Origin of the sequence: Bacillus cereus group sp. BfR-BA-01430, assembly GCF_022663115.1 — a bacterium.
GTDB lineage: Bacteria > Bacillota > Bacilli > Bacillales > Bacillaceae_G > Bacillus_A > Bacillus_A cereus_BD.
Map to the genome: position 1 here is coordinate 559,940 of NZ_JAKUEW010000001.1, position 25,972 is coordinate 585,911.

The following is a 25,972-nucleotide window of genomic DNA, read 5'->3' on the forward strand; positions in this document are numbered from 1 at the left end:
ATAAGTAAGGGAACCCCCTTGTTTATTTGTTCAGAAAAATCAGATAAAAGGAGTGCTTATCATTTGGAAAAACGTATTGTTTGTTTAGCTGGAGACGGTGTTGGACCAGAGATTATGGAAAGTGCGAAAGACATATTGCATATGGTTGAACGATTATATGGCCATCAGTTTTATTTACAAGAAGAGGAATTTGGGGGAGCTGCAATCGATTTCTTTGGGCAACCATTACCCCAAAGAACATTGGCTGCATGTTTAGCAAGCGATGCGGTCTTGCTTGGATCAGTTGGTGGACAAAGATGGGACAATGCGAAAGAAAGGCCGGAAAAGGGATTACTTGCTCTTCGAAAAGGGCTTGGGGTATTTGCGAATGTTCGTCCAGTAACAGTAGAGGCGGAGATTGCACATTTGTCTCCATTAAAGACGGCGACTGAGATTGATTTTGTTGTTGTTCGTGAATTAACAGGCGGGATTTATTTTTCATTTCCAAAAGAAAGGACCGAGGAAGTAGCAACTGATACATTGACATATCATCGCCGTGAGATTGAACGCATTGTATCCTATGCTTTTCAGCTCGCAAGTAAACGGCGCCAAAAAGTTACTTCTATTGATAAAGCGAATGTACTCGAATCTAGTAAATTGTGGAGAACAATTACCGAAGAAGTTTCTTTTCGGTATCCAGAGGTAGAGTTGGAACATATGTTGGTTGATGCAGCAGCAATGGAACTTATTCGGAATCCAGCAAGGTTTGATGTTATTGTCACTGAGAATTTATTCGGTGATATTTTAAGCGATGAAGCGTCTGTTCTAGCAGGCTCACTCGGAATGCTTCCATCAGCAAGTCATGCGGAGAATGGTCCATCGCTTTATGAACCAATTCATGGCTCAGCACCAGATATTGCAGGGAAAAATAAAGCGAATCCAATTGCGATGATGCGTTCCGTTAAGATGATGCTTGAGCAGTCATTTGGGCTCATAAAGGAAGGAATGGCAATTGAAGAGGCGATTACAGCAGTACTTCGATCAAAGAAATATACAGCTGATCTTGGCGGAGAAGAAACGACAACTTCATTTACACAAGCTGTCCTTCAAGAAATGGAAGAACAAGCGCTAGTTGGGAGAGGGCGATAATGGGAAAGAGACTACTAGATAAACTATGGGAAAAGCATGTTGTAGCAACAAATGAAAATGGACTGGATCTATTATATATTGATCTTCATCTTGTGCATGAAGTCACTTCACCGCAAGCCTTTGAAGGCTTGCGGCTTGCAAATCGTACAGTACGGAGACCGGATTTAACATTTGCGACGATGGATCATAATATTCCAACAAAAGATGTTTGGAATATTACAGATCATATTGCTAAGCAGCAACTAGATACATTGCGTGCAAATTGTAAACAATTTCATATATCGTTAGCCGATATTGGAGATGAAACACAAGGAATTGTTCATGTTATTGGGCCAGAACTTGGTCTTACAGTGCCAGGAAAAACAATTGTATGCGGTGATAGCCATACAGCAACGCATGGAGCGTTTAGTGCACTAGCTTTTGGGATCGGTACAAGTGAAGTCGAACATGTATTAGCAACGCAAACGCTATGGCAACAGAAACCGAAGGCAATGGGAATTGAACTAAAAGGTACATTGCCAAAAGGGGTATATGCAAAAGATATCATGTTACATATTCTTGCCACATATGGAGTAGCAGTTGGCACTGGATATGTGATGGAGTTTTATGGAGAAACAATTCGGAGTATGGAAATGGAAGAACGGATGACACTCTGTAATATGGCGATTGAAGGCGGAGCAAAAGCAGGGATAATCGCTCCAGATGAAAAAACATTTGCTTACGTAAAGGGGCGGAAATACGCACCGAAAGACTTTGATCGTGCCGTAGAAAAGTGGAGTGAACTGTATACAGATTCAGATGCGGTGTATGATATGTATATTTCAATTGATGTATCAAAGTTAGCGCCTTATGTAACGTGGGGGACAAATCCGAGTATGGGAATTCGCATCGATGAACAGTTACCAGCAATAAGCAATCAAAATGAAGAACGAGCGTTTGCTTATATGGGACTGAGACCGAGGCAAAGTGCATATGACATCCCGATTCAACATGTCTTTATTGGCTCTTGTACAAATTCAAGGCTGTCGGATTTAGAGATTGCAGCCGCGATTGTAAAAGGGAAGAAAGTAAAAGACGGCGTAAGAGCACTTGTTGTACCAGGATCACAAAAGGTAAGACAATTAGCGATGGAAAAGGGATTACATCATATATTTAAAGAAGCTGGATTTGAATGGCGGGAGCCAGGCTGTTCCATGTGTCTCGGGATGAATCCAGATCAAGTACCTGCGGGAGAACATTGTGCTTCTACTTCAAACCGTAATTTTGAAGGAAGACAAGGAAAAGGTGCAAGAACACACCTTGTAAGTCCTGCAATGGCTGCGGCGGCAGCATTATATGGTCATTTCGTTGATGTGAGAAAGGAGAGTTATGATGGAGCCGTTTCATACTCATAAAGGTACTGTCGCTGTACTTATGAACGATAATATTGATACCGATCAAATTATTCCGAAACAATATTTAAAGAGGATTGAACGAACTGGGTTTGGAAAATTTTTATTTGATGAATGGCGGTATGAAGAGGATAGAAAAGAAAATCCACATTTTCCGCTCAATGCCCCTGAACGAAAAGGAGCAAGTATTCTCATTACAGGAGAAAATTTTGGTTGTGGATCATCGAGAGAACATGCACCATGGGCCCTTGCTGATTATGGCTTTCGCGTTATTATTGCTGGAGGATTTGCAGATATTTTTTACATGAATTGTATGAAAAATGGGATATTACCGATTGTAATGGACAAAGAGACGCGAGAAAAATTGGTAGCGATTGAGCCGAGGACTATAGTAGAAGTAGATTTGGAAAATGAGGTAATCATGACACCGCAGCATCGATATCATTTTTCTATTGAAAAAATGTGGAAAGAAAAATTGTTAAAAGGTTTAGATGAGATTGGGATTACGATGCAATATGAAGAATATATTCAAGAATATGAGCAAAAGGTAGTACATGAAACGATGTCAAAAAATATAAAATTATAATTGTGTTTACTTTCTGAATTGTTTATTATATACTATGTGAAAATAAGCGGAGGAAAGGAGTAAGGATTATGTTTACAATGAAGTATATAAATATGCTTGCAAAACTACATCATCATACATAAAACCCTTGCTCCTAGCGTGAAAAACGTGTAGGTACAAGGGTTATTCCTGTTGTACCTACACTCTATAAAAAGAGCCTTGTAGGTATTTTTTCTACAAAGGCTCTTTTTATTTTGTTTGTGATTGTTATGGTGAGCATATATATAAGGAAAAGGGGGAGTTTGCATGATGAAGTGGAGACGTACAAATCCAAATGGAACGAGAGATTATTTATTTGAAGAATGCACATTAATTGAAGAAACCGAACAAAAGTTAAGACGAATGTTTTTAGAAAGAGGATATGACGAAGTTCGCACACCTACAATTGAATTTTATGATGTATTTTCTGTTCAAAATCGTCCGATTGATGAGGAAAAAATGTATAAGTTTTTTGATGAGCAGGGGCGTATTATTGTGTTGCGGCCAGATATGACCATTCCATTAGCAAGGGTAATTGGAATGCAAGGCGGAGATTCTCCAATGAAAGTCACATATAGTGGAAATATATTTCGAGCGCATGAATCACTCTCTGGTAAATATAATGAAATGATTCAAACCGGAATTGAAATTATTGGGATTGATAATGTGCGAGCTGAAATTGAATGTGTTGCTAGTGCTATTCAGGCGCTGAAAGCGGTGGGGGTACATTCTTTTACAATTGAACTTGGGCAGGTTCAGCTCTATAAATGTATCGTGAAAAAGCTGTCATTTCACGAAGAAGATGAAAGAATACTGCGCACATATATCGAAAGCAAAAATTATGCAGCACTTTCGCGTTTTGTAAAAGAGAAAAACTTAGATCGCAGCGATGAAACCGTGCAGTTACTTGAGAGATTACCAAGGTTATTTGGCAAGCTTGAAGTACTTGAGGAAGCAGAAAAACTTGCTTCTAATAAGGAAATGAAAGATGCAATTGCACGTGTAAAAGAAATTTATGAAATGATTACAAAATTAGGATATGGATCCTATATATCAATCGATTTAGGAATGATTCAACATTTACACTATTATACAGGTGTTATTTTTAAAGGATATATATGTGAAGTGGGAGAAGAAATTGTTAGTGGCGGAAGGTATGATGATTTAATGGAACATTTTGGTGAATCGATGTCAGCGGTTGGCCTCGCTGTGCAAGTGAATCAAATTGTGAAAGTTTTGCAGGAACAACAAGAATCTGTAAAACGAAAACAATTAGATATAATGATCCATTATACTTTAGGGCAATTAGCAGAAGCAGAAAAACTATGGTATTTACTAAAAAAGGATGGTTGGAAGGTGGAATTTTCTTTATTTGAAAGTTTACAAGATACTTTTCACTTTGCTAGAAAGAAGAACATTCAAACAGTTATTGAAGTGACAGAAACATCACTAGTGGAATATGTTTGGAAAGAAAAATGGCTTAGGAAGAAGGAGGGAGAAACTACATGCGTAACATTCAAATTGCGTTAACAAAAGGAAGACTTGAAAAGCATGTCATACCACTATTTGAACAAATCGGCATGGATTGTTCAGAGATGATGGATAAGGGAAGGAAGCTTACTTTCAAAAGTAACAATTCAAATGTTTCATTTATTTTAGTGAAAGCGGTTGATGTTGCAACCTATGTAGAACATGGAGTTGCAGATATAGGAATTGTAGGAAAAGATATTTTAATGGAGTATGAGAAAGATGTATATGAAATGATAGATTTACAGGTCGGATGTTGTAAATTGTGTATTGCATCCATTCCTGCATATCATCCGAAAAGGTATAGAAAAAAGAGAATTGCGACGAAATACCCATCTATTACTTCAAGTTATTTTCGTGATAAAGGGGAAGATGTAGAAATCATTAAAATTGAAGGTTCTGTAGAAATTGCTCCGCTTCTTGGTTTAGCAGATGCAATTGTAGATATTGTGGAAACGGGGAAAACGTTGCAAGAAAATGGCTTAATTGTATTGGAAGAGATGTATCCAATATCAGCGCGAATGATTGTAAATAAGGCTGCTTTAAAAATGAAAAAAGACGAAATATTCAATATTATAAATAGAATGGAGTGCATCATTTCTGAAAAAATAAAGGAGGGATAATATGATTTGTGAGAACTTTATAGAAGGGTTGTCGAAAATAAAGTTGTTAAGAGAGCACACCTATATAATGGAAGAAACGATTCAAATACGTGTGAAGGAAATCGTTCAAACAGTAAGAGAGAAAAGAGATACAGCGCTATTTTCATATACAAAATTATTTGATGATATCCAATTAACACAGTTTCGTGTATCAAAAGAAGAAATAGAGAATGCACAGAAATCTGTTTCATCTGAATTTATAGAGGCCTTACAAGAAGCAAAGAAAAATATCATATCATACCATGAAAAACAAAAAAGGCAATCGATATGTGATTATGAAACAAAGGGAATTATTCGCGGTCAACTCATCAGGCCATTGGAAATAGTCGGTGTATATGTACCAGGCGGAACGGCTTCATATCCTTCCTCGGTACTTATGAATACATTGCCGGCTAAAATTGCAGGTGTTCAAAAGATTGTTATGGTAACACCACCAGGGAGAAAGGGAGTAGACCCCTACATTTTAGTTGCCGCAAAAATTGCAGGTGTAGATGAAATCTATACGGTGGGCGGTGCGCAAGCAATTGCTGCTTTAGCATATGGAACGGAATCGATTCCAAAAGTTGATAAAATAGTCGGACCAGGAAATATATATGTTGCTTTAGCAAAGAAAGAGGTATACGGAGTAGTCAATATTGATATGATTGCCGGTCCTTCAGAAATTGTAGTAATTGCTGATGAAACAGGAAAAGCCTCGTTTATTGCAGCGGATTTATTATCTCAAGCAGAGCATGATACGAGAGCAACTGCAATTTGTATTACAACAAGCGCGATATTAGCGTCAGAAATAGAAAGGGAAGTAAAGGTGCAACTGCAAATGTTGCCAAGAAGTGAAATTGCTCGTGAAGCGATAGAGAGAAATGGAGCGATCTTTGTTGTTTCTTCGCTGACAGAAGCTTTTCAACTGTCAAATGAAATCGCCCCAGAACATTTAGAGTTACATATAAAAGAACCGATGAATGCTTTATCATATGTTCGGCATGCGGGTTCTATTTTCCTTGGTCCCTATGCTCCAGAGCCGCTTGGAGATTATTTTGCAGGACCGAATCATGTGTTGCCAACGAGTGGAACAGCACGCTTTTTTTCACCGTTATCAGTGGATGACTTTATGAAAAAATCTAGTTTTATTTCTTATACGAAAGCGGCATTAAAAGGTGTACAGCATCATATTGTCAGTCTTGCTAATAAAGAAGGATTGCATGCACATGCAAGAGCTATTCAAATTCGATTTGAGGAGGAGAAATGATGCGCCGGGCAAGTCAAGAGAGACGAACGACAGAAACGAAAATTAAACTGCATTTACAGTTGGATGAAAGTACAAATATTTCCATTCGAACTGGTGTTGGTTTTTTTGATCATATGTTAACGCTGTTTGCAAAACATGGAAGATTTGGACTGCAAATTGAAGCAGTAGGCGATGTGTTTGTTGATGCACATCACACTGTGGAAGATGTGGGTATTGTACTTGGAAACTGCTTGAGAGAAGCTTTGCAAAACAAAGAGGGAATGAACCGTTATGGTGCAGCATATGTACCGATGGATGAGGCATTAGGATTTGTTGCAATTGATATAAGCGGTAGGTCTTATCTTGTATTTCAAGGGGAACTAGTCAATCCAAAGTTAGGAGATTTTGATACAGAACTCACAGAGGAATTTTTTCGAGCAGTTGCTCACGCAGCTCATCTAACATTACATGCACGCATTTTATATGGAAACAATACACATCACAAAATAGAAGCTTTATTTAAAGCGTTTGGACGTGCGCTTCGAGAAGCTGTAGATAAAAATGAAAAGATTGTCGGAGTAAATTCCACGAAAGGAATGTTGTGATTGATTGCAGTTATAGACTATGGCATGGGAAATATTCGGAGTATAGAACAAGCATTAACATCTATTGGAGTGGAATATCTTGTGACGGATCGTCAACGAGAAATTGTAAAAAGCGATGGCGTTATTTTACCGGGTGTAGGTGCGTTTCCGAAAGCAATGGAAGCTTTAGAGGCGAAAAAACTAGTGAATCTATTACAAGAATGCGGAAAGACAGGGAAGCCGCTTCTTGGTATCTGTTTAGGAATGCAGTTGCTGTTTGAAAAGAGTGAAGAAATGAGACATTCAAATGGTCTAGGTTTGTTGCCAGGAGTAGTTCGTAAACTACAAGTTTCGTATAAAATCCCGCATATGGGATGGAATCGGTTGACAAAAACGAAAGAAATACCAATTTGGAATAGCGTAGCAGATGGTTCGTTTGTGTATTATGTTCATTCTTATTATGCTGAATGTCCAAATGATATGATTTGTGGCACGAGTGAATATGGAATTTTCATTCCAGGGCTTGTTGCAAAAGGAAATATATTTGGAGCGCAATTTCATCCTGAAAAAAGTGGGGAAATCGGAATACAAATGCTTAAAAATTTCAAAGGAGTGGTGAAACAATGGAAATCTTCCCGGCTATCGACTTAAAAGAAGGGCGATGTGTTCGGCTTTATCAAGGAGAGTTCAACAAAGAAACAGTTGTGAATGAAAACCCGGTCGCACAAGCGATAATATTTGAAAAAATGGGAGCGAACAGGCTACATATTGTTGATTTAGATGGTGCAGTCTTGGGAAAATCAGCAAACTTATCTGTCATTGAAGATATATGTAAAGCCGTTCGGATTTCGGTGCAAGTTGGCGGAGGGATTCGATCGCTTTCAGCTGTTGAAATGCTGTTATCAATAGGAGTAGAAAAAGTAATTTTAGGAACAGCTGCTTTACATAATCGTTCATTTTTAGAAGAAGCAATTCGTCTATATGGCGAGAAGATTATTGTTGGAATTGATGCGAAAAATGGCTATGTGGCGACAAGAGGGTGGCTTGATATATCAGAAATTTCTTATATTGAACTTGCGAAACAAATGGAAGCAGTAGGCGTACAAACAATTATTTTTACTGATATTGCGAAAGATGGAACGCTTATGGGGCCAAATTTTGTGCAACTACAGTTATTACAAGAAGAAGTATCGCTTCGTATTATCGCTTCAGGCGGCATCTCTTCGTTGCAAGATGTAGAACAATTAAAGGCACTGAATATGTACGGGGTGATTATTGGAAAAGCGCTGTACGAAAAAACAATGGATCTACAAAAAGTATTGCAGGTAGCAAAGTCATGTTAGCAAAGCGAATTATTCCCTGTTTAGATGTGAAAGCGGGCCGCGTTGTGAAGGGAGTCAATTTTATCGGATTACAAGATATAGGAGACCCTGTTGAAATAGCTGCTTTATATAATCAAGCGGGTGCAGATGAAATTGTTTTTTTAGATATTACAGCCACATATGAAGAGAGAAAAACAATTGTGGATGTTGTCGAAAAAACAGCTTCAAAAGTGTTTATTCCATTAACGGTTGGAGGTGGTATTTCTACAGTTAAAGATATGTATACATTGTTAAGAGCAGGTGCTGATAAAGTTTCACTGAATTCAGCAGCTGTGAAAAATCCATTATTCATTCAAGAAGGAGCAGAGCACTTTGGTTCCCAATGTATTGTCGTCGCAATTGATGCAAGGAAAGTAGAAGAAGACAAATGGCATGTATATGTGAACGGTGGAAGAACGGATACAGGAATTGATGCGATTCATTGGGCGAAACAAGTGGCCAAACTCGGAGCAGGGGAAATTTTATTAACAAGCATGGATGCCGATGGAACGAAAGATGGGTATAATCTTCGTTTAACAGACATCATTTCTACAAACGTCTCCATACCTGTTATTGCTTCAGGTGGATGTGGAAGCGCTGATCATATTGTTGAAGTATTTGCGCATACATCTGTAAATGCAGCGCTAGCAGCATCCATTTTTCATTATGGAGAATGCACAGTACAGGAAGTGAAACAAAAATTACAACATGCAGGTATTGAGGTGAGAATGTGAGACCTAATTTTTCTAAAGGGTTATTACCCGCTATTGTCGTAGATGCGGAGACAAAAGAAGTTTTAATGCTAGCTTATATGAATGAAGAGGCATATGAAAAGACGTTAGAAACAAAAAAAACATGGTTTTATTCCCGTTCGCGGCAAACACTTTGGAATAAAGGAGCAACATCGGGCCATGTACAACATGTGAAATCACTTTATTTAGATTGTGATCAAGATGCTATTGTGATAACAGTGAATCAAGTAGGAGTGGCCTGTCATACAGGCGAAAAAACATGTTTTCATCATAAAATGATCTAGGGGGATTTGAACATGGAGGAAGTACTAAAATTATTATTTGAAACGATTGAAAATCGGAAACAAAGCCCGCTGCAAGGTTCATATACAAATTATTTATTAGCAAAAGGTGAAGATAAAATTTTAAAGAAAATTGGGGAGGAATGTACGGAAATTGTTATTGCTGCGAAAAATGATAATAAAGAAGAGGTTATTAAGGAGATGGTGGATGTATTGTATCACTGTTTCGTTTTGTTAGTAGCAAAAAATATTTCATTAGAAGAGATCGGAAAAGAAGTGAGAGAAAGAAAAGGGAAGGTATCAAAGACAGAAGAGCGAAAAGAGATTGATACATTGTAGGGAGGAAGATAAAAAAATGATTTTGTGATGAAAACTCTTCTTTTTGCTCACACTATAAATGAATGAAAAGGAGGGTTTTTTTATGCCAAAACAACAACCAAATCAAAAGACAAAAGGAATGAATCAAAGCTATACTTCTCAAACAAATGAAGAAGTTGATTCTGTTATTCAAGAGCAAATTAGCGATACGGTAGCTGAAGGAACAATTGATGCGAAACTTCAGAAACAATCAAATGAAGCGCAGTAAATAAAGAGGAGAACGATTCGTCTCCTCTTTATTTTTTGAAAAAGTGTCGATTTCCTAAACGATAATCAAATTTCTTGGCTTTTTTCATATATATTTTTTACAATAAATGAGGAAGGGTTCATTTTTGAAATAGAAGAGGTGCTTATTTTGGCAAAAATATTAGTAGCAGGTAAAATTCCAGAAATCGGATTACAATTATTAAAAGAACATGATGTAGAAATGTATGATGGAGAAGAATTAATTTCTGTCGAGGAATTAACAAAGTGTGTCCAAGATAAAGATGCTTTATTAAGTTTGCTGTCTACGAAAGTGACAAAAGAGGTCATTGATGCAGCACCGCATTTGAAAATTGTAGCAAACTACGGCGCTGGATACGACAATATTGCTTATGAATATGCAGCGGAAAAGGGAATTCTTGTTACGAACACGCCGAAAGTGTCTACAGAAGCGACAGCAGAATTAACATTTGCGCTTCTATTAGCAGTGGCAAGAAGAATTCCAGAAGGTGATACGTTATGCCGTACAACAGGGTTTAATGGCTGGGCTCCACTATTCTTTCTTGGAAGAGAAGTATATGGGAAAACAATTGGAATCATCGGTCTTGGAGAAATTGGAAAAGCGGTTGCGAAACGCGCAAAAGCATTTGGCATGAATGTGCTTTATACAGGACCAAATCGAAAACAAGAAGCAGAGCGAGAATTAGATGCTACATATGTATCGCTAGAACAACTATTACAAACAGCTGACTTTATTACAATTAACTGTTCGTATAACAAAAGTTTGCACCATATGATAGATGAAGAACAATTTAAAATGATGAAAAAATCGGCGTATCTTGTTAATGCAGCGCGAGGCCCAATTATAAATGAGTTAGCGCTTGCCCATGCATTAGAAACAAATGAGATTGAAGGAGCGGCTCTAGATGTATTTGAATTTGAACCGAAAATTACAGAACAATTAAAAGGACTAAAAAACGTTGTTCTTACTCCTCATGTTGGAAATGCAACATTTGAAACAAGAGACGCTATGGCGGAAGTGGCAGTGCGAAATATTTTAGCTGTATTAAAAGGGGAACAAGCACTAACACCTGTAAATTCAAAAATAGTAGTAACAAAATAAGAGAAGGGGATGGGGAAATAAGTAAACTGCATGAATATTTATAGCCTTTCTAATATCCCTGAGTATGTTATAAATGATAGTACTGCTTGGGTGCAAGGAAGATCGCAATTCAATTAGCAACTATATGTTTAAACATTGATTTTCTGTACTCAAGATAGAAACGTTTTTTAAAAGCACTCTTTGAAAAGGAGTGCTTTTTTATTGTCTTTTGATTTAATAGATGGAAGAAGTATCTTGTTCCCTTTTTTAACTTTTTCTAAATAGAGGCTTTCTATATGACATATGACCTTGCCTTCTAAACAAATCATTATCTGAAACACTTATATTAAAGCAAAGTTCTTGTGAAATCGCTTTAATATTCAAAAGCATTCATAATTTATCCCGCTATTTTAGGGCAGTAAGACTCCCACCTCAAGATGCAGAGAAAAGCAAGGAAGATAGGTGGGAGTAGGGCTGCCCGTAACAGCCCGATTGGTGAGGGCTAATAATCCGTGGGGATGAAGAAAACCCCCACGGATTAAAGTTTCACTTTATTACATCAACTTTTTGAAAATTCAGGTTTAAAATCTCTCATATAGGTGTATTACATATTATATAACAAGTAAATAAAAAAAATGAAGGAGGAAGGATACGATGCATAAGAATGAAAGAAAACCAGTGGTCCATGAATGTCAAAATGAAGAGGAAGTATTTATGAAAGTAGAGGAGCTAGAATTACAAGGGATTCACCAAGATGATATTTATGTCTTAACACATGAAAATCATCGAACAGAAAGGGTTGCAGATGATGCAAACACAAATACGATTGGAGTAAAAGAACAAGGATTGGGCATAAGTATTATCAACTTTTTCTCCCAAAAAGGGGACGAACTCCGAAATAAGATGGAAGAAATGGGGCTGTCAAAGGAGGAAGCTACCTTATATGAAGAAAAACTAGATCGAGGGAAAATTTTACTCCTAGTAACAGCTGAAACGCCACTTGTAAATGGTAGACAGCCACAAAATTATAATTCTCTTTAATAGATTGCAAATCTGCTAAATAGATAAGGAAATAAATATAACAACGAGACGCCGATTTTCTATTTTCACAAAAGAGGAAAAAGGTAAATGAGAGCAAACAAAAGGATAAAAATAAATAAAAAATTCATTTCCTTCCTTCATCAAGGGAGGAAATGTACCCCTATACACATTGAATGAACAAAGGAGGAGCAAAAATATGGGGCTAATTATTACATGTATTGTAGGCGGACTAATTGGTGCATTAGCTGGGGTAATTACAGGAAAAGATTTCCCAGCAGGCATTTTAGGAAATATTATTGCTGGATTAATTGGTTCATGGGTAGGTACAAAATTATTTGGGAGTTGGGGAATAGAATGGGGTGGTATTTTCATCTTCCCAGCTTTATTAGGTGCAATTGTATTTATTATTTGTATGACACTACTTTTACGAACAGTAAGGAGTGCGTAGGCACAGCTTATAAAAATAAAATGTAAATAGGCTACTTTTTAGAGTGTAACAGGGAAGAAAATAAAAGTAGAAAAGGATGAGGAAAATGAAACATTCAATATTTAAATATGCTGCGATTGGGATTACGGCAGGAGTTATGGTCTCCCTATTAAAAAAAGAAAATCGGAAGGCAATTCAAACAAAAGGAAAAAGCGTAAAAGACAAACTACAAGAAGGAAATATGAAGGAAACGTTGGAGAAAGTAACTGAGACAAGTAAACAATTCTCTGTAACTGCAGCTAACGTTGCAAAACAAACATTACCTCAACTGATTACAGTCACACCAGTTGTCATTTCTACCATTAAAGATTTAACAGAAAAAGAAAATAATAAAAAAGAAAAAGGTGGGAATGGTTACGAAAGAAATCAAAATAATAAGGATTTAGACGAGGAAAAAACGAAAGGTGAAAAGATATATACCAAAGAAGGAAAAGAAGAGAGCGCCTAGATTTAATTCTAAAAATAGAAAGTGAGGAAAAAAAGAATGAAATCTTTGTATGCAATTGATGCAGGAATTGGCTTTACGAAGCGGGCGTATCGACGAGATGACAATTCTGAGATGACGATTAAGACTGAGGCTTCTACGTTAGCTCCTGTATCTAACCGTGCCGAAAGTACAGATTTAACAAAAGTAAGTTTTATAGACTTAGACTTCGCTTACTACATGGGAAAGGAAGCTCACCAATCTGATGCTTCCTTTCTTCCACCATTTGAGGAAGAAATAGAAAATTATTATGAAAGTGAAAGGTTCAAACAACAAATATTTGGCTGTATTGCAAAAGATTATAAGGAAAATGTCGTATTACCTTTAGTAGTTACAGGACTTCCGCTTACTTGTTTTGGCAGCCAACATGAACAATTACAAAACCTATTTAAAAAGGAAACTTCCGTGCAAATTGATGGGAAATTTATTAGTATTGCCGTGGAAAATACTTTAATTCTTCAGCAACCGGTCGCTTTACAGGCCTATTTCTTAAACGAGGGAATCATTCATGAACGAGATCGTATTTTAATTATTGATGGTGGATTTCGTACGTTAGAAATGACAGATATGAAACAGCATCTTATTTTAAACCATTATGAGGCAGAATTAGGATGTAGCAAACCTTTGCAAAATATTAAGAACATGCTGCAGGATAATAGAAGCGAAAGTAATCACCTTCATATTAATGATATGCCAGACATATTAGAAAAAGAAATTGAATATGGAGAAGAATCCCCTTATGATCAGACAAGCCCGATTTCTTCTTCGATTCAAAAAGAATTGGATGAGCACTTCCAAGACGTCATGCGTGTGCTACAAGAAAAATTTAAGCTAGACCAGTATGATGCTATTATTTGGACAGGAGGAATCGTAGATATCCATCAAAAACGAATTAAAAAAATGCAAGGTGAAATTTCTTCTGTCCGTATGGTAGAAGCTTCAAAAGAAGCTGCACTTCATGGATATTATATAATCGGATGCCAAGCATTTGAGGATATAACGAAACAATCTGTATATGAACCCACACTATGAAAATGACTAAAATGGAGTTCTCTGTATTGAACTTCCAAATTATAAATTTACATTGAATAAAGACAATTCCTTGGTTATATGCTAGGAATCGTTATTAGTACAGCTTTCCACATACAATAAATTATTTATAACAAAAGCTAGAAGTACTCGTGAAAAAAGATAGAATTTTCTGGATATACGAGGTTGTAGAATTGTATGAACTTACTATAAACAACGAATGGAAGGCCTTTTCTGTAAACAGAACAAGACCTTCCATTCTATCTATCGTTTTATTCACTCTTTACTTTGATTTAGATAATGTAAAAACTTTTCCTCCAGGATATGTTTTTCACCATATAACAATAGTTCATCTCCTTCTTGTAAGATGAGTTCACCTAGACATGATCGAATGTTTCGATCCCCTCTTTTTACAAAAAGGACATGAATATCTTCCTGAGGATGAAATATAGAAGTAATCGTCTGATTCCGGTAAATCGAATGTTCATCTATTTCCCATTTCATGAGATGATCTGTGGGTTCTCTTAAAAAAACTTGATGAATTGGCAAATCCTTTATTTCTATACTCTGTTTTGTTTCATGTTGTAATTTCTTCTTTAAATGTCTTTGAATAACTGGTATTTGTAAGAGAACATAGAGGATTAAAATTATACCAGCTATATAAAATGTCTGAACTGTTACCACGTATTTAGTAAGAATTGTACTAAGAGAAGTAATAATAACAGCAAATGAAAAAATACCAAATACAATTAAAAACATGCTGAGTTTTCTTCTAACTGGATGTCCCAGTATTAATTCAGATTCCTCAGTAGTGAAACCAGTCCCCGTCATCATTGAGAGGACTTGGAAACGAGAAATGGTCTTTTTTACTCCAGTTAAGGTAAATATAATCGCATGTATTTCTATAATGAGGATTACAATACTCATGTAAATACAAATAAAAAAGAACTCTATAGTTATACTCCTTTTCTTTTACCATATGTGTTAATTAGCGTGCAAAATAATAAAACCAAGTTCACATACAAATTTCTATGTCACACATATTATTCTATCAAACATACAAATTGAATGAAACCTTCAGAAAGGAGGACAAATATGAAATGTATAAAAATGTCGAAATGGACTTGGTATCATGTAAAAATTAATGAACTCGATCAACTTCCTTTTACAATCTTTGGTGATGTGTTATCTTATTTTACTCAATTTGTAAAGAAAACAAGCTTTCCTTGTGAAAATGGATTATATGTTTACACATTATCACCAAGTCAAACTTGTGTATATGGTTCATTTTTATATAATCAGGATCAAAATGACGCCAAAGCTCAAAAATTCTTCCATTACTTTGTAGCACAGGAAGTACTTATCACTGTCCAGGAAAAAGATGAAGAGGATTTACAAGATTTAATAAATGAGTACGCTTTGAACATAAAAAATTGTAATATTCCCGCTGAAGCGTTATGTATCCTCTTATCAACCTTTATATCTCGTTATTTGCAAGAGGTTGCTCATTTTGAAAATCATTTTAGAAATGTATTATGGGATTTTCATCATCATAATAACATAGCAGTTTTAGAAAAAATCTATCGTATTCGTCATGGGTTATTTATAATCACACATGTGTTTCGCTTAGTACAAGAAGTGTTACAAGGAATGGAGGAGGCTTGGTTAGAACACCTAACAAAAACCTTTCATTATAAACAAACACACTTGAAATTAGAACGTGGTTTACAGCTCGTTAAACAATACCAGAAAGAATTAGATACCATGATTCATTTACAAGAAGTGGTTTCTTCACATCGTGGGAATGAAATTATGAAATCCCTTACTGTATTAACTGCTGTGAGTACACCTTTGACTTCCTTGGGAGCATTGTGGGGTATGAATTTTAAAAATATGCCTGAATTAGAATGGGAATATGGTTATTTAATTGCTCTCGTATTTATTATTTTCACAACAGTGGGTATGTATATATATATGAGAATCAGAGGATGGACAGGTGATTTATTGCGAGTAAGGAAAAAGAAAACCTTTTTTAAATCAAAATAATTCTTTTTATAGAAAAATATGTTAAATATTAATATAGATATAGGGGGTGCATCTTCTATTTTATACTAAAAATAGAAGGAAAGTATGAATAGTTTTTCACTTGTCTTAATTTTTGTTCTTATTCTTATTTCTGGTTTTTTTGTTGCAACAGAGTTTGCGATTGTGAAAGTCAGAAAGAGCCGCATTGATGAATTAACCCATAAGGGCCACAAACAAGCTCCAGCTGCCCAAGCTGTTTTGTCGCATTTAGATGTCTATTTATCTACTTGTCAGTTTGGTATTACTCTTACATCTTTAGGAATTGGCTGGCTAGGAGAACCTACTTTAGAGCAGATTTTGTACCCTGTTTTTCAGCTATTCTCCTTTTCGGAAAAAATATCTCATTCTATTTCCTTTGTTATCGCATTTATTCTGATTACTTTTTTTCATGTTGTACTTGGGGAACTTGTACCGAAATCATTTGCAATTCAAAGAGCAGAGAACATTACTCTTCTATTTGCCAAACCATTAATTATATTTCATCGATTAATACAGCCTTTTATTTGGATCTTAAACAAAAGCGCATCTTTTTTGGTAAAGGGATTAGGGATGAACGTTACAAAAGAGCATGATGGAGCACATTCAGAAGAAGAGCTACGTTTGATTGTCAACCAGAGTTATGAAAGTGGTGAAATTAATGATACAGAATATACATATGTAAATAATGTTTTTAAATTTGATAATCAGCTCGTACAACAAATTATGATTCCACGTAATGAAATGGTTTGTTTATCTCTAGAAAATACAGAAGAAGAAAACAGAAAAATTATTCGTGATTCACAGCATACACGTTATCCTATTATCCAAAACAATAAAGATCATATTCTTGGCATCGTTCATCTAAAAGAAATATTCAAACAGGAGTATAATGGAGATAAAAAACCGATACAAACGTATATACAGCCTCCGATTCCCGTTTTTGAAAGAATGCCTATTCAACAAGCCTTATTCCGTTTACAACAAGAGAAAACACAAATGGCTATTGTTATTGATGAATATGGAGGAACCGCAGGGCTTATCACTATGGAAGACATCCTAGAAGAACTTGTTGGGGAGATTCATGATGAATTTGATCAAAAAGAAACACCAATGATTTTAGAATGTGCAGATGGCCTTACCTCTTTCGATGGTAAAGTACTCATTTCGGAAGTAAATAATAAGCTAGGAACCTCTATTTCATACTATGGAGTAGATACCATTGGTGGATGGATTCTTTCTCAAACCGTAGAATTACCTATTCAACCTGGATATACAATTGAAGAAGAAGGTTTTTACTTTAAAGTACTTAAAATGGACGAAAATCAAATTAAAAGAGTAGTAGCTATACAAGCTCACATACCCGTAGAACTATAGTCGCTCGCTGTATGATGAGGAAGGAATTATTTTTTTATGAGTATCCATTCAAATACTTTCATTCCTTATAATGTTGGTCAAGGGTATTCACCACGTACCGATTCCTATAGTTATACAAAAGTCTTTAAAATATATGAGTGTGAAGATTGTTCAAGTTGTCCATTCAAAAAGAAATGTATAATAGTGAAGCGAAAAGAAAGGAAGGGGAATTGGTCGATCCGTTGATTCTCATTATAAGGATTCTCAAAAGTACCGATTCAATTTGGGCTGATTGCTATAGTCCACAACTTCCTCAAACAGATGAAATAAAACCGCTTGTTTGAGGAAGGAAATCAAAAAAATAACAAAATCCACGGAGAAAATACATTTTCTCCGTGGATTTTGTTATGTAAAGGAGCTTTTGGGACAGCTCCTTCTCTTATTTTGTTTTGTTAGCTCTTTTTTTATGAGACGGTCTTTGTCGAATAAATTGGGATAACATATACAAAATGTAAAGAGGAATGGCAATAAATAGAAAAACAGAAATATTACCAAAGCTTGTTTTATACATTGTATAAATAATACCAATTAAAAATAATGTAATAATGATACTATAGCGTGGAATTGGTACATCTTTAAGACTTGGGATACGAATGCGGCTTACCATTAAAAATGCAAACGTTACAAATACTGTAATAAGAACAATTTTAGGAATGGTATGTGAGAACAATGTTAAGAAAGCAACAAGTCCTCCTGCAGCAGTAATTGGAACACCAGTGAAATACTTCATAGAGGTAGATGATGGTGTCACGTTAAATCGAGCTAAACGATATGCCCCGAAAAGAGGAAATAGCCCAGCTATGTATAGTCCGATAATCCCATAATTTGAAAAAGATGTATAGTACATTAAAACAGCAGGTGCAGCCCCAAATGTCACCACATCTGCTAATGAATCAAGTTCTTTTCCGAGTTGTGAATCGACACGTAATAAACGAGCAACTCGACCATCAAGACTATCTAGCATCATCCCGATGAGTACTAAAATAGCAGCTGATTTATAATAACCTAAAGATGCATAGCCGATTGACAAAAATCCACTATATAAATTTCCGAGCGTAAATAAGTTTGGAATTGCTGCCCTATACAAAATATGATCCCTTGCTTTCTGTTATAAATTCTTAATTAGTGTATGAAAGTTTACTTATTTTATCATACCATAAATTTCTTTATCATACGAAAAAAATTCTCAAATTGTGAAAGGTTTTACAACAAAATATACGAAACATTATATTATAAAATAATGTTGTTAAAAAGGGAGAAGTCTCTCTATATATGACTGCTTCACCAGTTCTAGCAATGAAACAAAAAAGCCCATGCCGTTTTTGTTTTAGCATGGGCAAACATAAGCACTTTCCTAAGTTATTCAAATTGCGTCGTCATGGTTCCTGTTTCATATTGATTATGAGAATCAAAGCGTAGTAAATCACCATAAATAATCTTATCTGAGTAATTTAATTCTGTTTTTGCTTTTTCAAGATACGGCTGACAGAATGAGATATCAGTTGGTTCGCCAGTACTTTTTTTGTAGCATATATTTTTTGTATAAATGTAGTCATTTGTCACAAAACTACCGTCCCGCATAATCATAAGCGGATTTGTGTTGTTCAGAAATAAATCAGTACCAAATTCGATTGATTTATTTGTTTTTATGCCAAGTAAATGTAGTAAAGTTGGTTTTAAATCAATCTGGCCTGAAACTTTAGAAATTACTTTTCCTTCTTGTCCTGGTATATGAATAATGAGTGGGACACGTTGCAATTGCATAGAATCAAAAGGTGTAATAGTATCTTTTCCAAGAAACTGAGCCATTGCTGCATTATGGTTTTCTGAAATGCCATAATGATCTCCGTAAATGACAATAATAGAATTATCATATAGTCTTTCTTCTTTTAAACGATTAATAAATAGTTTAATAGCTTCATCTGTATAACGAACAGTTGGAAAATAACGATTGAGAACGCCGCTTTCCGAATTATATTCACTAATATATTGGTCTTCTGGATTTAAAAGAAACGGAAAATGATTTGTAAGAGTAATAAATTTTGTATAAAAAGGCTGCGGTAAAGATTTTAATTTTGAAATAGATTGTTCAAAGAATTCCTTATCTTTTAATCCCCAACCGACAGACATTTGTTCCGTTCCTACATAATCATTTAAATGAAAATAACGATCGTATCCAAGCGCTGGATACATAATGTCACGATTCCAAAATGTTTTATCATTTGAATGGAAGACAGCAGAATAATAACCATATTTTTTAAGTTGTTCTGGGGTTGCTGTATACTCATTTGTTGCATGAGTAAAGAAGACAGAACCGCGATCTAATGGATAAAGTGAATTCTCAACGATAAATTCTGCATCCGATGTTTTACCTTGTCCAGTTTGATGATAAAAGTTGTCGAAATAGTAACTATCTTTAATGAAACGATTTAAAAATGGAGTAATTTCTTTGCCGTTCATTTTTTTGTTAATAACAAAATTTTGTGTAGACTCCATTGAAATTAAAATGACATTTTTTCCTTTTGCAATACCGAACAACTCTTTATCAAATCCTGCATCTTTTGTGTCTACATAGTTTTTAATTTCAGAAAAGCCATCTCCGCTCGCAAAGACACGCTCGGCAGAACTTTTCGATTGAAGTGTAATATCAAATACATGATATGTATATAACCCTAAATTTTTAACGACTGTTTGTCGATCAAAAGATCTTGAGAACAACTGTGGTTTATAAATGATCGATACAATGAGCTGTAATGCTAATAAAGCTGTAATACCACCGAAAAAGGTTCTCTTTTCTATTTTTGATAACGGTGTTGTATCGCAGAACTTCGGAAACTTACGTGAAAGAAACATTAAGATGATTGCATCTGTAAATAAAAGTAATGTTTTATACGTAAAGAGTTCTTTAATACTTGTTCCTAAATCAGCCATATTATTCGTTTGGAATAAAACAGGAAATGTAACAAAATCATTATAAAATCCGTAAAACATTGCATTCCCAAATAAAATGAAGGAAAAAATAAAGCTAATTCCGATAATAAGTCGATTTCGATACTTCGATGCAAGCAGTGCGAACCCAAAGAATAATAGTAAAGAAGCTAGTGGGTTGAACAAGAGCATGATTTCTTCAAAGAAATTATCAATTTTAATATCGAAGGCTAGCTTGTACACAATATATGTTTTCATCCATAATAAAACGACTGCGACAAGCGCAAATCGTAATTTTGGAAACAAGTGTTGTAGCATAGTATACTCCTTTCTTATATTTATGACAGTTCTCGTGATTGTACTTTGTTAAGTAGAAGCTTCACTTTATATATACGAACAGCCTTATATGATTATGATTATTGTACTATGTGTACCATTATACGAGAAGAGAAACGAATTGTGGATGCTTTTTGTGAGAATCGATTAGAAAAAGAGAAGTGGGAGACAATAAAATGAAATGATACTCATGCAAAGAACGGAATAAAATATTGCATGAGAATAGGAGGGTATAATGAAAAAAATAATGTATTTCGTACTATGTAGTATCTGCATTGTATGTTCTGTTCCTGGGTCAGCTACCGCTCAATACGATGTTCCTTTACTGGAAGATGCTCTTTACTCGGTATTGTTCCCGCAAATAAACGCTGCAATGGAAAAGCATTATGGAAAATTAAAGCCGTATGATTGTCCGAAAATCGTTAGTTTAAAAAAACTTTATAGCGGTACATATGTATTTCAAGCGGTCATTGAAGTAACGAAATATGAACCAGGCATAGGGGGAGAAAAAGTTCCTCCTTTTGAGAAAGTCAACGTCACTTTTAATAATGAAGAGGGGGAGTGGAACGTAACAAAGGTGGAGGTAAAGCGTTTGCCAAATCATACAAAGATAAATTGTAAGAAATAGTTTGACAAATAAATTATTTCTTTGGTATTGTTAATAGCAACATAAGATGTTTGACAAATGAATAGACTTACCTCATCTACTCTCAAAGGTAGAGGCCGCGATAGGAAAGAGTAAACTATAGGAGATTGAGTGGAATCGCTGATTATAGTCTGAAAGGGACTGTCGCCGAAATATAAGAATAACCACATTATTCGTATATTGGGACTATATTGAATAAATGTAGTACTGTCATAAGATTTATTTTATTTTTATGGAGAGCTATTTGGAGATGTTGATGCGGTTTCTTATTTGAGAAGATAACAACTTGTTTATTTTTTCAATATGTATAATTTCTAATAAGAAACGCGTGTGAACATTGTTCCGCGCGTTTTTTATTTATCCCGTATTAACAAGTAGTAAATCTCCTGCCTGAAGATTCAAGAAAGAACAAGGAAGATAGGTGGGAGATGAACTGCCTGTAACAGCCTGATTGGTGAGAGCTCATAATCAGTAGGGAATGAAGCTCCCCATTGATGAAAGGTTCACTTTATCTAAAAGCGTGCTGCAATGAATAGAGGATTGGGGTTATGAGTTTTAGAGAAAATAAGGGAGGAATTTACATGTATTTACACGGCACGAGCCGGATTAATGAACAAGGACACTTAGAAATTGGAGGATGCGATACAACGCAGTTGGCGAAACGATATGGGACACCGCTTTATGTATATGATGAAACTGCAATTAGGGAAAATTGTCGTGCGTTTCACTATGCTTTTCAAAAAAGTGGGTTCTCTTATCAAGTAGCATATGCAAGTAAGGCGTTCTTGTGCATGGAGATGTGCCGAGTAGCATTAGAGGAAAATATGTCTTTAGATGTTGTTTCGGGCGGAGAGTTATATACCGCTTTACAAGCAGGGTTTCCAGCATCACGCATTCATTTTCATGGGAATAATAAAACAGAAGAAGAAATGAGAATGGCGCTAGAAGCAAATATTGGATGTTTTGTAGTAGATAACTTTTTTGAATTAGAAGTATTACATGATTTAGCAGAGCAGTATAAAAAAATTGTGAATATATTGATTCGTGTCACACCTGGTGTAGAGGCGCATACACATGAATATATCACAACAGGTCAAGATGATTCGAAATTTGGTTTTGGCGTTTCAAATGGGCAAGCAATGCAAGCGATTGAACGTACATTAGAAAAATCAAATTATAATGTGTTAGGTATACATTCACATATTGGTTCGCAAATTTTTGAAACAGCAGGTTTTATTCGTGCGATTGAAGTATTACATCATTTTTTAGAAGAAGTAAAAACAAAAACGAGCTATACAATTTCGGTGCTGAATGTAGGGGGCGGATTTGGTATTCGTTATACGGAATCGGATACACCACTTACTCATGCTGCGTATGTGCAAGCTGTAACAGATGCGGTAAGAGAGCGATTTACAGCGTGTGAGTATCCACTTCCTGAAATATGGATTGAACCTGGTCGCAGTATTGTTGGTGATGCAGGAACAACACTTTATACAGTGGGGGCAATAAAAAATATTCCTGGTATTCGTAAATATGTTTCAGTCGATGGGGGAATGACAGATAATTTAAGGCCTGCATTATATGGTGCACGCTATGAAGCGATGCTTGCAAACCGTGCAAACGCAGCAAACGAAGAAGTTGTCTCAATTGCAGGGAAATGTTGTGAGAGCGGAGATATGTTAATATGGGATGTGTACCTTCCTCAAGTAGTATCTTCAGATCTATTAGCGGTATCTTGTACAGGTGCATACGGGTATTCTATGGCAAATAATTATAATCGGATTCGTAGACCAGCCGTTGTATTTACAAAAGATGGAACATCTCAAGTGGTAGTGGAACGCGAATCGTATGAAAATATAATTGGGAACGATCGCATACGTATAAAAGAGCTTATTTAAAATAAAAAAAGGAGTTGTTCAAAAGTGAACAATTCCTTTTTCGAACAAAAAATATAAAATATATCGGAAAACTAGGATTGAAAAAAATCAGAATTATGATACAATACGAATTACAAAGCTTATCAAGAGAAGCGGAGGGAACTGGCCCTATGAAGCTCAGCAACCTGCTCATAGCAGTAGCAAGGTGCTAAGTCCAGCAAAATGGCATCCATTTTGAAAGATAAGGTAACATATATTACCGAACAGTCTTTTCGAAATGGAAAAGATTTTTTTTATGAATAAAAAGGGGGGCTGTTCGTGGGAGTGCGTGGACATTTTGATGAAGTAGCTGAAAAGATTCAAACGATGCTTGCTGATATGAAATATGGTTCTATTACAATTGTTGTGCAAGATGGGAAAGTTATTCAATTAGAAAAAAGTGAAAAGGTACGCTTGAAATAAAAGCGCTGACTAGAAAAACTAGAGGCGGTTTTAATCTATTTTATTGGATTAAAACCGTCTTTTTGCTTTTTATAGGGGGAAAAACATGTTGACATATGAAACGTGGGAAGAAGACAGTATGTCTTTTTCTGAGAGAGATGAAACGAAAGGGGCGTTAGCTGTATTAGAGTGGGCGTATAAACAATATAAAGATGAAATTATATATGCGTGCAGTTTTGGGGTAGAAGGGATGGTTCTTTTACATCTTATTAATGAAGTAAATCCATTTGCTCAAGTTGTCTTTTTAGATACCAATGTTCATTTTCACGAAACGTATGCGTTAATTGAGCGAGTGCGTCAACGATTTCCAAAGTTAAATATGATTGAGAAACAATCTAGACTGACGCTCGAAGAACAAGCGGAGAAATATGGGAAAGATTTATGGAAACATAATCCTAATCTTTGTTGTAAGCTTCGAAAAATTTTACCTCTTGAAGAATCTTTAACAAATAAAAAAGCGTGGATCTCAGGATTAAGAAGGGAACAATCTGAAACGAGGAAGCATACAAAGTTTATCAATCAAGATCATCGCTTTCAATCGATTAAAATTTGTCCGCTTATTCATTGGACATGGAAAGAAGTATGGCGCTATGTATATAAACATAATTTGCCATACAATCCATTACATGACGTTGGTTATCCAAGTATAGGTTGTGAGAAATGTACATTACCTGTAGGGAAATATGGCGATTCAAGGGATGGCCGGTGGGCTGGATCCGTGAAAACGGAATGTGGACTTCATGACCAATGAAGTTTTTAGTGATCTGAAATAGAGAAAAGAAGGAGTATAGAAAAATGATTGCAACAAATTTTTTAGTAAATCGTATTGATGAAACATATGATACAGCAAATATTGTACAAGAAATTGAGCTAGATAGCATCGCTTTAAGTGACTTGGAACTACTTGCAACAGGAGGGTATAGTCCGCTTATCGGTTTTCTAGGAGAAGAAGAATATCAATCTGTTGTGGAAATAATGCGATTAACAGATGGAAGTATATGGAGTATTCCGATTACACTTCCAGTAACAGAAGAAGAAGCAAAACAATTACAGGTAGGAGAAGAAGCTTTGCTCGTAAAAGATGGCGTCACATATGGGGTCATTCAAGTAGAAGATATTTTTACACCAAATAAGGAAAAAGAGGCATTATTTGTGTATAAAACGACTGAGGATGCTCATCCAGGGGTGAAAAAATTATATGAACGTGCAAATGTGTATGTAGGCGGCGCAATCACACTTGTGAAGCGGATTGAGCATAAGAAGTTTGCTTCTTATTATCTAGGTCCAAGTGAAACGCGTGAAATCTTTGAAAAGCGAGGTTGGAAAACAATCGTCGGTTTTCAAACAAGAAATCCAGTTCACCGAGCGCATGAATATATTCAAAAATCAGCACTTGAAATTGTAGATGGTTTGTTTTTGAATCCGCTTGTTGGAGAAACAAAATCAGATGATATTCCAGCAGATGTAAGAATGGAAAGTTATGAAGTACTTTTGAAACATTATTACCCAAACAATCGTGTTTTCTTAGGAGTGTTTCCTGCTGCAATGCGTTACGCAGGGCCGCGAGAGGCAATATTTCATGCATTAGTTAGGAGAAATTTTGGTTGTACGCATTTCATTGTAGGACGCGATCATGCTGGAGTAGGGAACTATTATGGTACGTACGAAGCGCAGGAGATTTTTAAACTTTTCACAGTAGAAGAGCTAGGAATTACACCACTCTTTTTTGAACATAGCTTTTACTGCAAGAAATGCGAGGCGATGGCTTCAACAAAAACATGTCCGCATGGAAAAGAAGATCATGTCATTTTATCAGGGACGAAAGTCAGAGAAATGCTAAGGGATGGTGACGTTCCGCCGAGTACATTTAGCCGGAAGGAAGTCATTGAAGTATTAATTCACGGTTTACAAAAAGCGCGGTAACAAAATAAGGAGGAATGTAGACTACCATAGAAAAAAATAGTCAA

Annotated in this window: 28 protein-coding genes, 1 pseudogene and 2 riboswitches; of the genes and pseudogenes, 26 read left to right on the forward strand and 3 right to left on the reverse strand. The window is 35.7% G+C overall.

Annotation, left to right across the window (positions count from 1 at the left end):
* The first annotated feature begins 63 nt into the window (after positions 1–63).
* From leuB to MR058_RS02990, 19 genes and pseudogenes are all read left to right on the forward strand, one after another.
* On the forward strand, positions 64–1,128 hold the full coding sequence (gene leuB, locus MR058_RS02900; protein ID WP_242142553.1) for a 3-isopropylmalate dehydrogenase: 1,065 nt from the start codon (positions 64–66) through the stop codon (positions 1,126–1,128).
* A complete protein-coding gene (gene leuC, locus MR058_RS02905; RefSeq protein ID WP_242142554.1) occupies positions 1,128–2,522 on the forward strand; it encodes a 3-isopropylmalate dehydratase large subunit in 1,395 nt (464 codons plus the stop codon). The genes leuB and leuC overlap by 1 nt, the downstream gene beginning before the upstream one ends.
* On the forward strand, positions 2,500–3,105 hold the full coding sequence (gene leuD / locus MR058_RS02910) for a 3-isopropylmalate dehydratase small subunit (protein WP_242142555.1): 606 nt from the start codon (positions 2,500–2,502) through the stop codon (positions 3,103–3,105). The genes leuC and leuD overlap by 23 nt, the downstream gene beginning before the upstream one ends.
* A gap of 285 nt (positions 3,106–3,390) precedes the next feature.
* Positions 3,391–4,653 carry an ATP phosphoribosyltransferase regulatory subunit gene (hisZ, locus tag MR058_RS02915; protein ID WP_242142556.1) on the forward strand — a complete coding sequence of 421 codons (1,263 nt, stop codon included), beginning with the start codon at positions 3,391–3,393 and terminating at the stop codon, positions 4,651–4,653.
* The gene (gene hisG, locus MR058_RS02920) at positions 4,629–5,273 is read left to right on the forward strand and encodes an ATP phosphoribosyltransferase (RefSeq protein WP_242142557.1); all 645 of its coding nucleotides are present in this window, start codon (positions 4,629–4,631) and stop codon (positions 5,271–5,273) included. Before hisZ ends, hisG begins: the two co-directional genes overlap by 25 nt.
* 1 nt (position 5,274) lies before the next feature.
* Positions 5,275–6,558: a histidinol dehydrogenase gene (hisD, locus tag MR058_RS02925; protein WP_242142558.1), complete on the forward strand. Its 1,284-nt coding sequence runs from the start codon at positions 5,275–5,277 to the stop codon at positions 6,556–6,558.
* Positions 6,558–7,142 carry an imidazoleglycerol-phosphate dehydratase HisB gene (gene hisB, locus MR058_RS02930; protein WP_242142559.1) on the forward strand — a complete coding sequence of 195 codons (585 nt, stop codon included), beginning with the start codon at positions 6,558–6,560 and terminating at the stop codon, positions 7,140–7,142. Before hisD ends, hisB begins: the two co-directional genes overlap by 1 nt.
* The gene (hisH, locus tag MR058_RS02935; RefSeq protein WP_242142560.1) at positions 7,143–7,772 is read left to right on the forward strand and encodes an imidazole glycerol phosphate synthase subunit HisH; all 630 of its coding nucleotides are present in this window, start codon (positions 7,143–7,145) and stop codon (positions 7,770–7,772) included.
* The gene (hisA, locus tag MR058_RS02940) at positions 7,745–8,464 is read left to right on the forward strand and encodes a 1-(5-phosphoribosyl)-5-[(5-phosphoribosylamino)methylideneamino]imidazole-4-carboxamide isomerase (RefSeq protein ID WP_242142561.1); all 720 of its coding nucleotides are present in this window, start codon (positions 7,745–7,747) and stop codon (positions 8,462–8,464) included. Before hisH ends, hisA begins: the two co-directional genes overlap by 28 nt.
* Positions 8,458–9,216, forward strand: a complete 759-nt coding sequence (gene hisF / locus MR058_RS02945) for an imidazole glycerol phosphate synthase subunit HisF (protein ID WP_242142562.1) — start codon at positions 8,458–8,460, stop codon at positions 9,214–9,216. The genes hisA and hisF overlap by 7 nt, the downstream gene beginning before the upstream one ends.
* Entirely contained in the window at positions 9,213–9,518 is a 306-nt protein-coding gene (hisI, locus tag MR058_RS02950; RefSeq protein ID WP_242142563.1) for a phosphoribosyl-AMP cyclohydrolase, read from the forward strand. The genes hisF and hisI overlap by 4 nt, the downstream gene beginning before the upstream one ends.
* Positions 9,519–9,530: 12 nt before the next feature.
* Positions 9,531–9,854 carry a phosphoribosyl-ATP diphosphatase gene (gene hisE, locus MR058_RS02955; RefSeq protein WP_242142564.1) on the forward strand — a complete coding sequence of 108 codons (324 nt, stop codon included), beginning with the start codon at positions 9,531–9,533 and terminating at the stop codon, positions 9,852–9,854.
* A gap of 82 nt (positions 9,855–9,936) precedes the next feature.
* Positions 9,937–10,101: a DUF4025 domain-containing protein gene (locus MR058_RS02960; RefSeq protein WP_242142565.1), complete on the forward strand. Its 165-nt coding sequence runs from the start codon at positions 9,937–9,939 to the stop codon at positions 10,099–10,101.
* Positions 10,102–10,248: 147 nt separating this feature from the next.
* Positions 10,249–11,220, forward strand: a complete 972-nt coding sequence (locus tag MR058_RS02965) for a 2-hydroxyacid dehydrogenase family protein (RefSeq protein ID WP_242142566.1) — start codon at positions 10,249–10,251, stop codon at positions 11,218–11,220.
* 2 nt (positions 11,221–11,222) lie between these two features.
* A pseudogene (locus MR058_RS02970) lies at positions 11,223–11,337 on the forward strand (hydrolase); the annotation flags it as partial.
* 516 nt (positions 11,338–11,853) lie between these two features.
* The gene (locus tag MR058_RS02975; RefSeq protein ID WP_242142567.1) at positions 11,854–12,240 is read left to right on the forward strand and encodes a YflT domain-containing protein; all 387 of its coding nucleotides are present in this window, start codon (positions 11,854–11,856) and stop codon (positions 12,238–12,240) included.
* 196 nt (positions 12,241–12,436) lie between these two features.
* Positions 12,437–12,688 carry a GlsB/YeaQ/YmgE family stress response membrane protein gene (locus MR058_RS02980; RefSeq protein WP_242142568.1) on the forward strand — a complete coding sequence of 84 codons (252 nt, stop codon included), beginning with the start codon at positions 12,437–12,439 and terminating at the stop codon, positions 12,686–12,688.
* 85 nt (positions 12,689–12,773) lie between these two features.
* Positions 12,774–13,175, forward strand: a complete 402-nt coding sequence (locus tag MR058_RS02985; RefSeq protein ID WP_242142569.1) for a peptidase U61 — start codon at positions 12,774–12,776, stop codon at positions 13,173–13,175.
* Between the two features lie 36 nt (positions 13,176–13,211).
* On the forward strand, positions 13,212–14,243 hold the full coding sequence (locus MR058_RS02990) for a ParM/StbA family protein (protein WP_242142570.1): 1,032 nt from the start codon (positions 13,212–13,214) through the stop codon (positions 14,241–14,243).
* Positions 14,244–14,516: 273 nt separating this feature from the next.
* Here the strand turns inward: MR058_RS02990 and MR058_RS02995 are convergent, their stop codons facing one another.
* Positions 14,517–15,167: a TrkA C-terminal domain-containing protein gene (locus tag MR058_RS02995; RefSeq protein WP_242142571.1), complete on the reverse strand. Its 651-nt coding sequence runs from the start codon at positions 15,165–15,167 to the stop codon at positions 14,517–14,519.
* A 168-nt stretch (positions 15,168–15,335) separates the two neighbouring features.
* On the opposite strand from MR058_RS02995, the gene MR058_RS03000 reads away from it, so the two are divergent.
* Together MR058_RS03000 and MR058_RS03005 are read left to right on the forward strand one after the other, a co-directional pair.
* Positions 15,336–16,286, forward strand: a complete 951-nt coding sequence (locus MR058_RS03000) for a magnesium transporter CorA family protein (RefSeq protein ID WP_242142572.1) — start codon at positions 15,336–15,338, stop codon at positions 16,284–16,286.
* Positions 16,287–16,370: 84 nt separating this feature from the next.
* Positions 16,371–17,678 carry a hemolysin family protein gene (locus MR058_RS03005; protein WP_242142573.1) on the forward strand — a complete coding sequence of 436 codons (1,308 nt, stop codon included), beginning with the start codon at positions 16,371–16,373 and terminating at the stop codon, positions 17,676–17,678.
* A 418-nt stretch (positions 17,679–18,096) separates the two neighbouring features.
* Here the strand turns inward: MR058_RS03005 and pssA are convergent, their stop codons facing one another.
* Both pssA and MR058_RS03015 read right to left on the reverse strand, forming a co-directional pair.
* The gene (pssA, locus tag MR058_RS03010) at positions 18,097–18,804 is read right to left on the reverse strand and encodes a CDP-diacylglycerol--serine O-phosphatidyltransferase (RefSeq protein ID WP_242142574.1); all 708 of its coding nucleotides are present in this window, start codon (positions 18,802–18,804) and stop codon (positions 18,097–18,099) included.
* A 272-nt stretch (positions 18,805–19,076) separates the two neighbouring features.
* Positions 19,077–20,963: an LTA synthase family protein gene (locus MR058_RS03015; RefSeq protein WP_242142575.1), complete on the reverse strand. Its 1,887-nt coding sequence runs from the start codon at positions 20,961–20,963 to the stop codon at positions 19,077–19,079.
* A gap of 253 nt (positions 20,964–21,216) precedes the next feature.
* On the opposite strand from MR058_RS03015, the gene MR058_RS03020 reads away from it, so the two are divergent.
* The 5 genes from MR058_RS03020 to sat all read left to right on the forward strand — a co-directional run bounded on the left by MR058_RS03020 (position 21,217) and on the right by sat (position 25,928).
* The gene (locus MR058_RS03020; protein ID WP_242142576.1) at positions 21,217–21,609 is read left to right on the forward strand and encodes a DUF3888 domain-containing protein; all 393 of its coding nucleotides are present in this window, start codon (positions 21,217–21,219) and stop codon (positions 21,607–21,609) included.
* A gap of 81 nt (positions 21,610–21,690) precedes the next feature.
* A riboswitch (Lysine riboswitch) is annotated at positions 21,691–21,878 on the forward strand.
* A 330-nt stretch (positions 21,879–22,208) separates the two neighbouring features.
* Positions 22,209–23,525 (forward strand): diaminopimelate decarboxylase, encoded by a 1,317-nt coding sequence (gene lysA, locus MR058_RS03025; RefSeq protein WP_242142577.1) that lies wholly within the window; start codon positions 22,209–22,211, stop codon positions 23,523–23,525.
* A 116-nt stretch (positions 23,526–23,641) separates the two neighbouring features.
* A riboswitch (SAM riboswitch) is annotated at positions 23,642–23,752 on the forward strand.
* 70 nt (positions 23,753–23,822) lie between these two features.
* Complete coding sequence (locus MR058_RS03030) at positions 23,823–23,966, forward strand: YezD family protein (RefSeq protein WP_003196202.1); 144 nt, start codon at positions 23,823–23,825, stop codon at positions 23,964–23,966.
* A gap of 85 nt (positions 23,967–24,051) precedes the next feature.
* Positions 24,052–24,756: a phosphoadenylyl-sulfate reductase gene (locus MR058_RS03035; protein WP_242142578.1), complete on the forward strand. Its 705-nt coding sequence runs from the start codon at positions 24,052–24,054 to the stop codon at positions 24,754–24,756.
* 44 nt (positions 24,757–24,800) lie between these two features.
* Complete coding sequence (sat, locus tag MR058_RS03040) at positions 24,801–25,928, forward strand: sulfate adenylyltransferase (RefSeq protein ID WP_242142579.1); 1,128 nt, start codon at positions 24,801–24,803, stop codon at positions 25,926–25,928.
* Positions 25,929–25,972 lie beyond the last annotated feature (44 nt).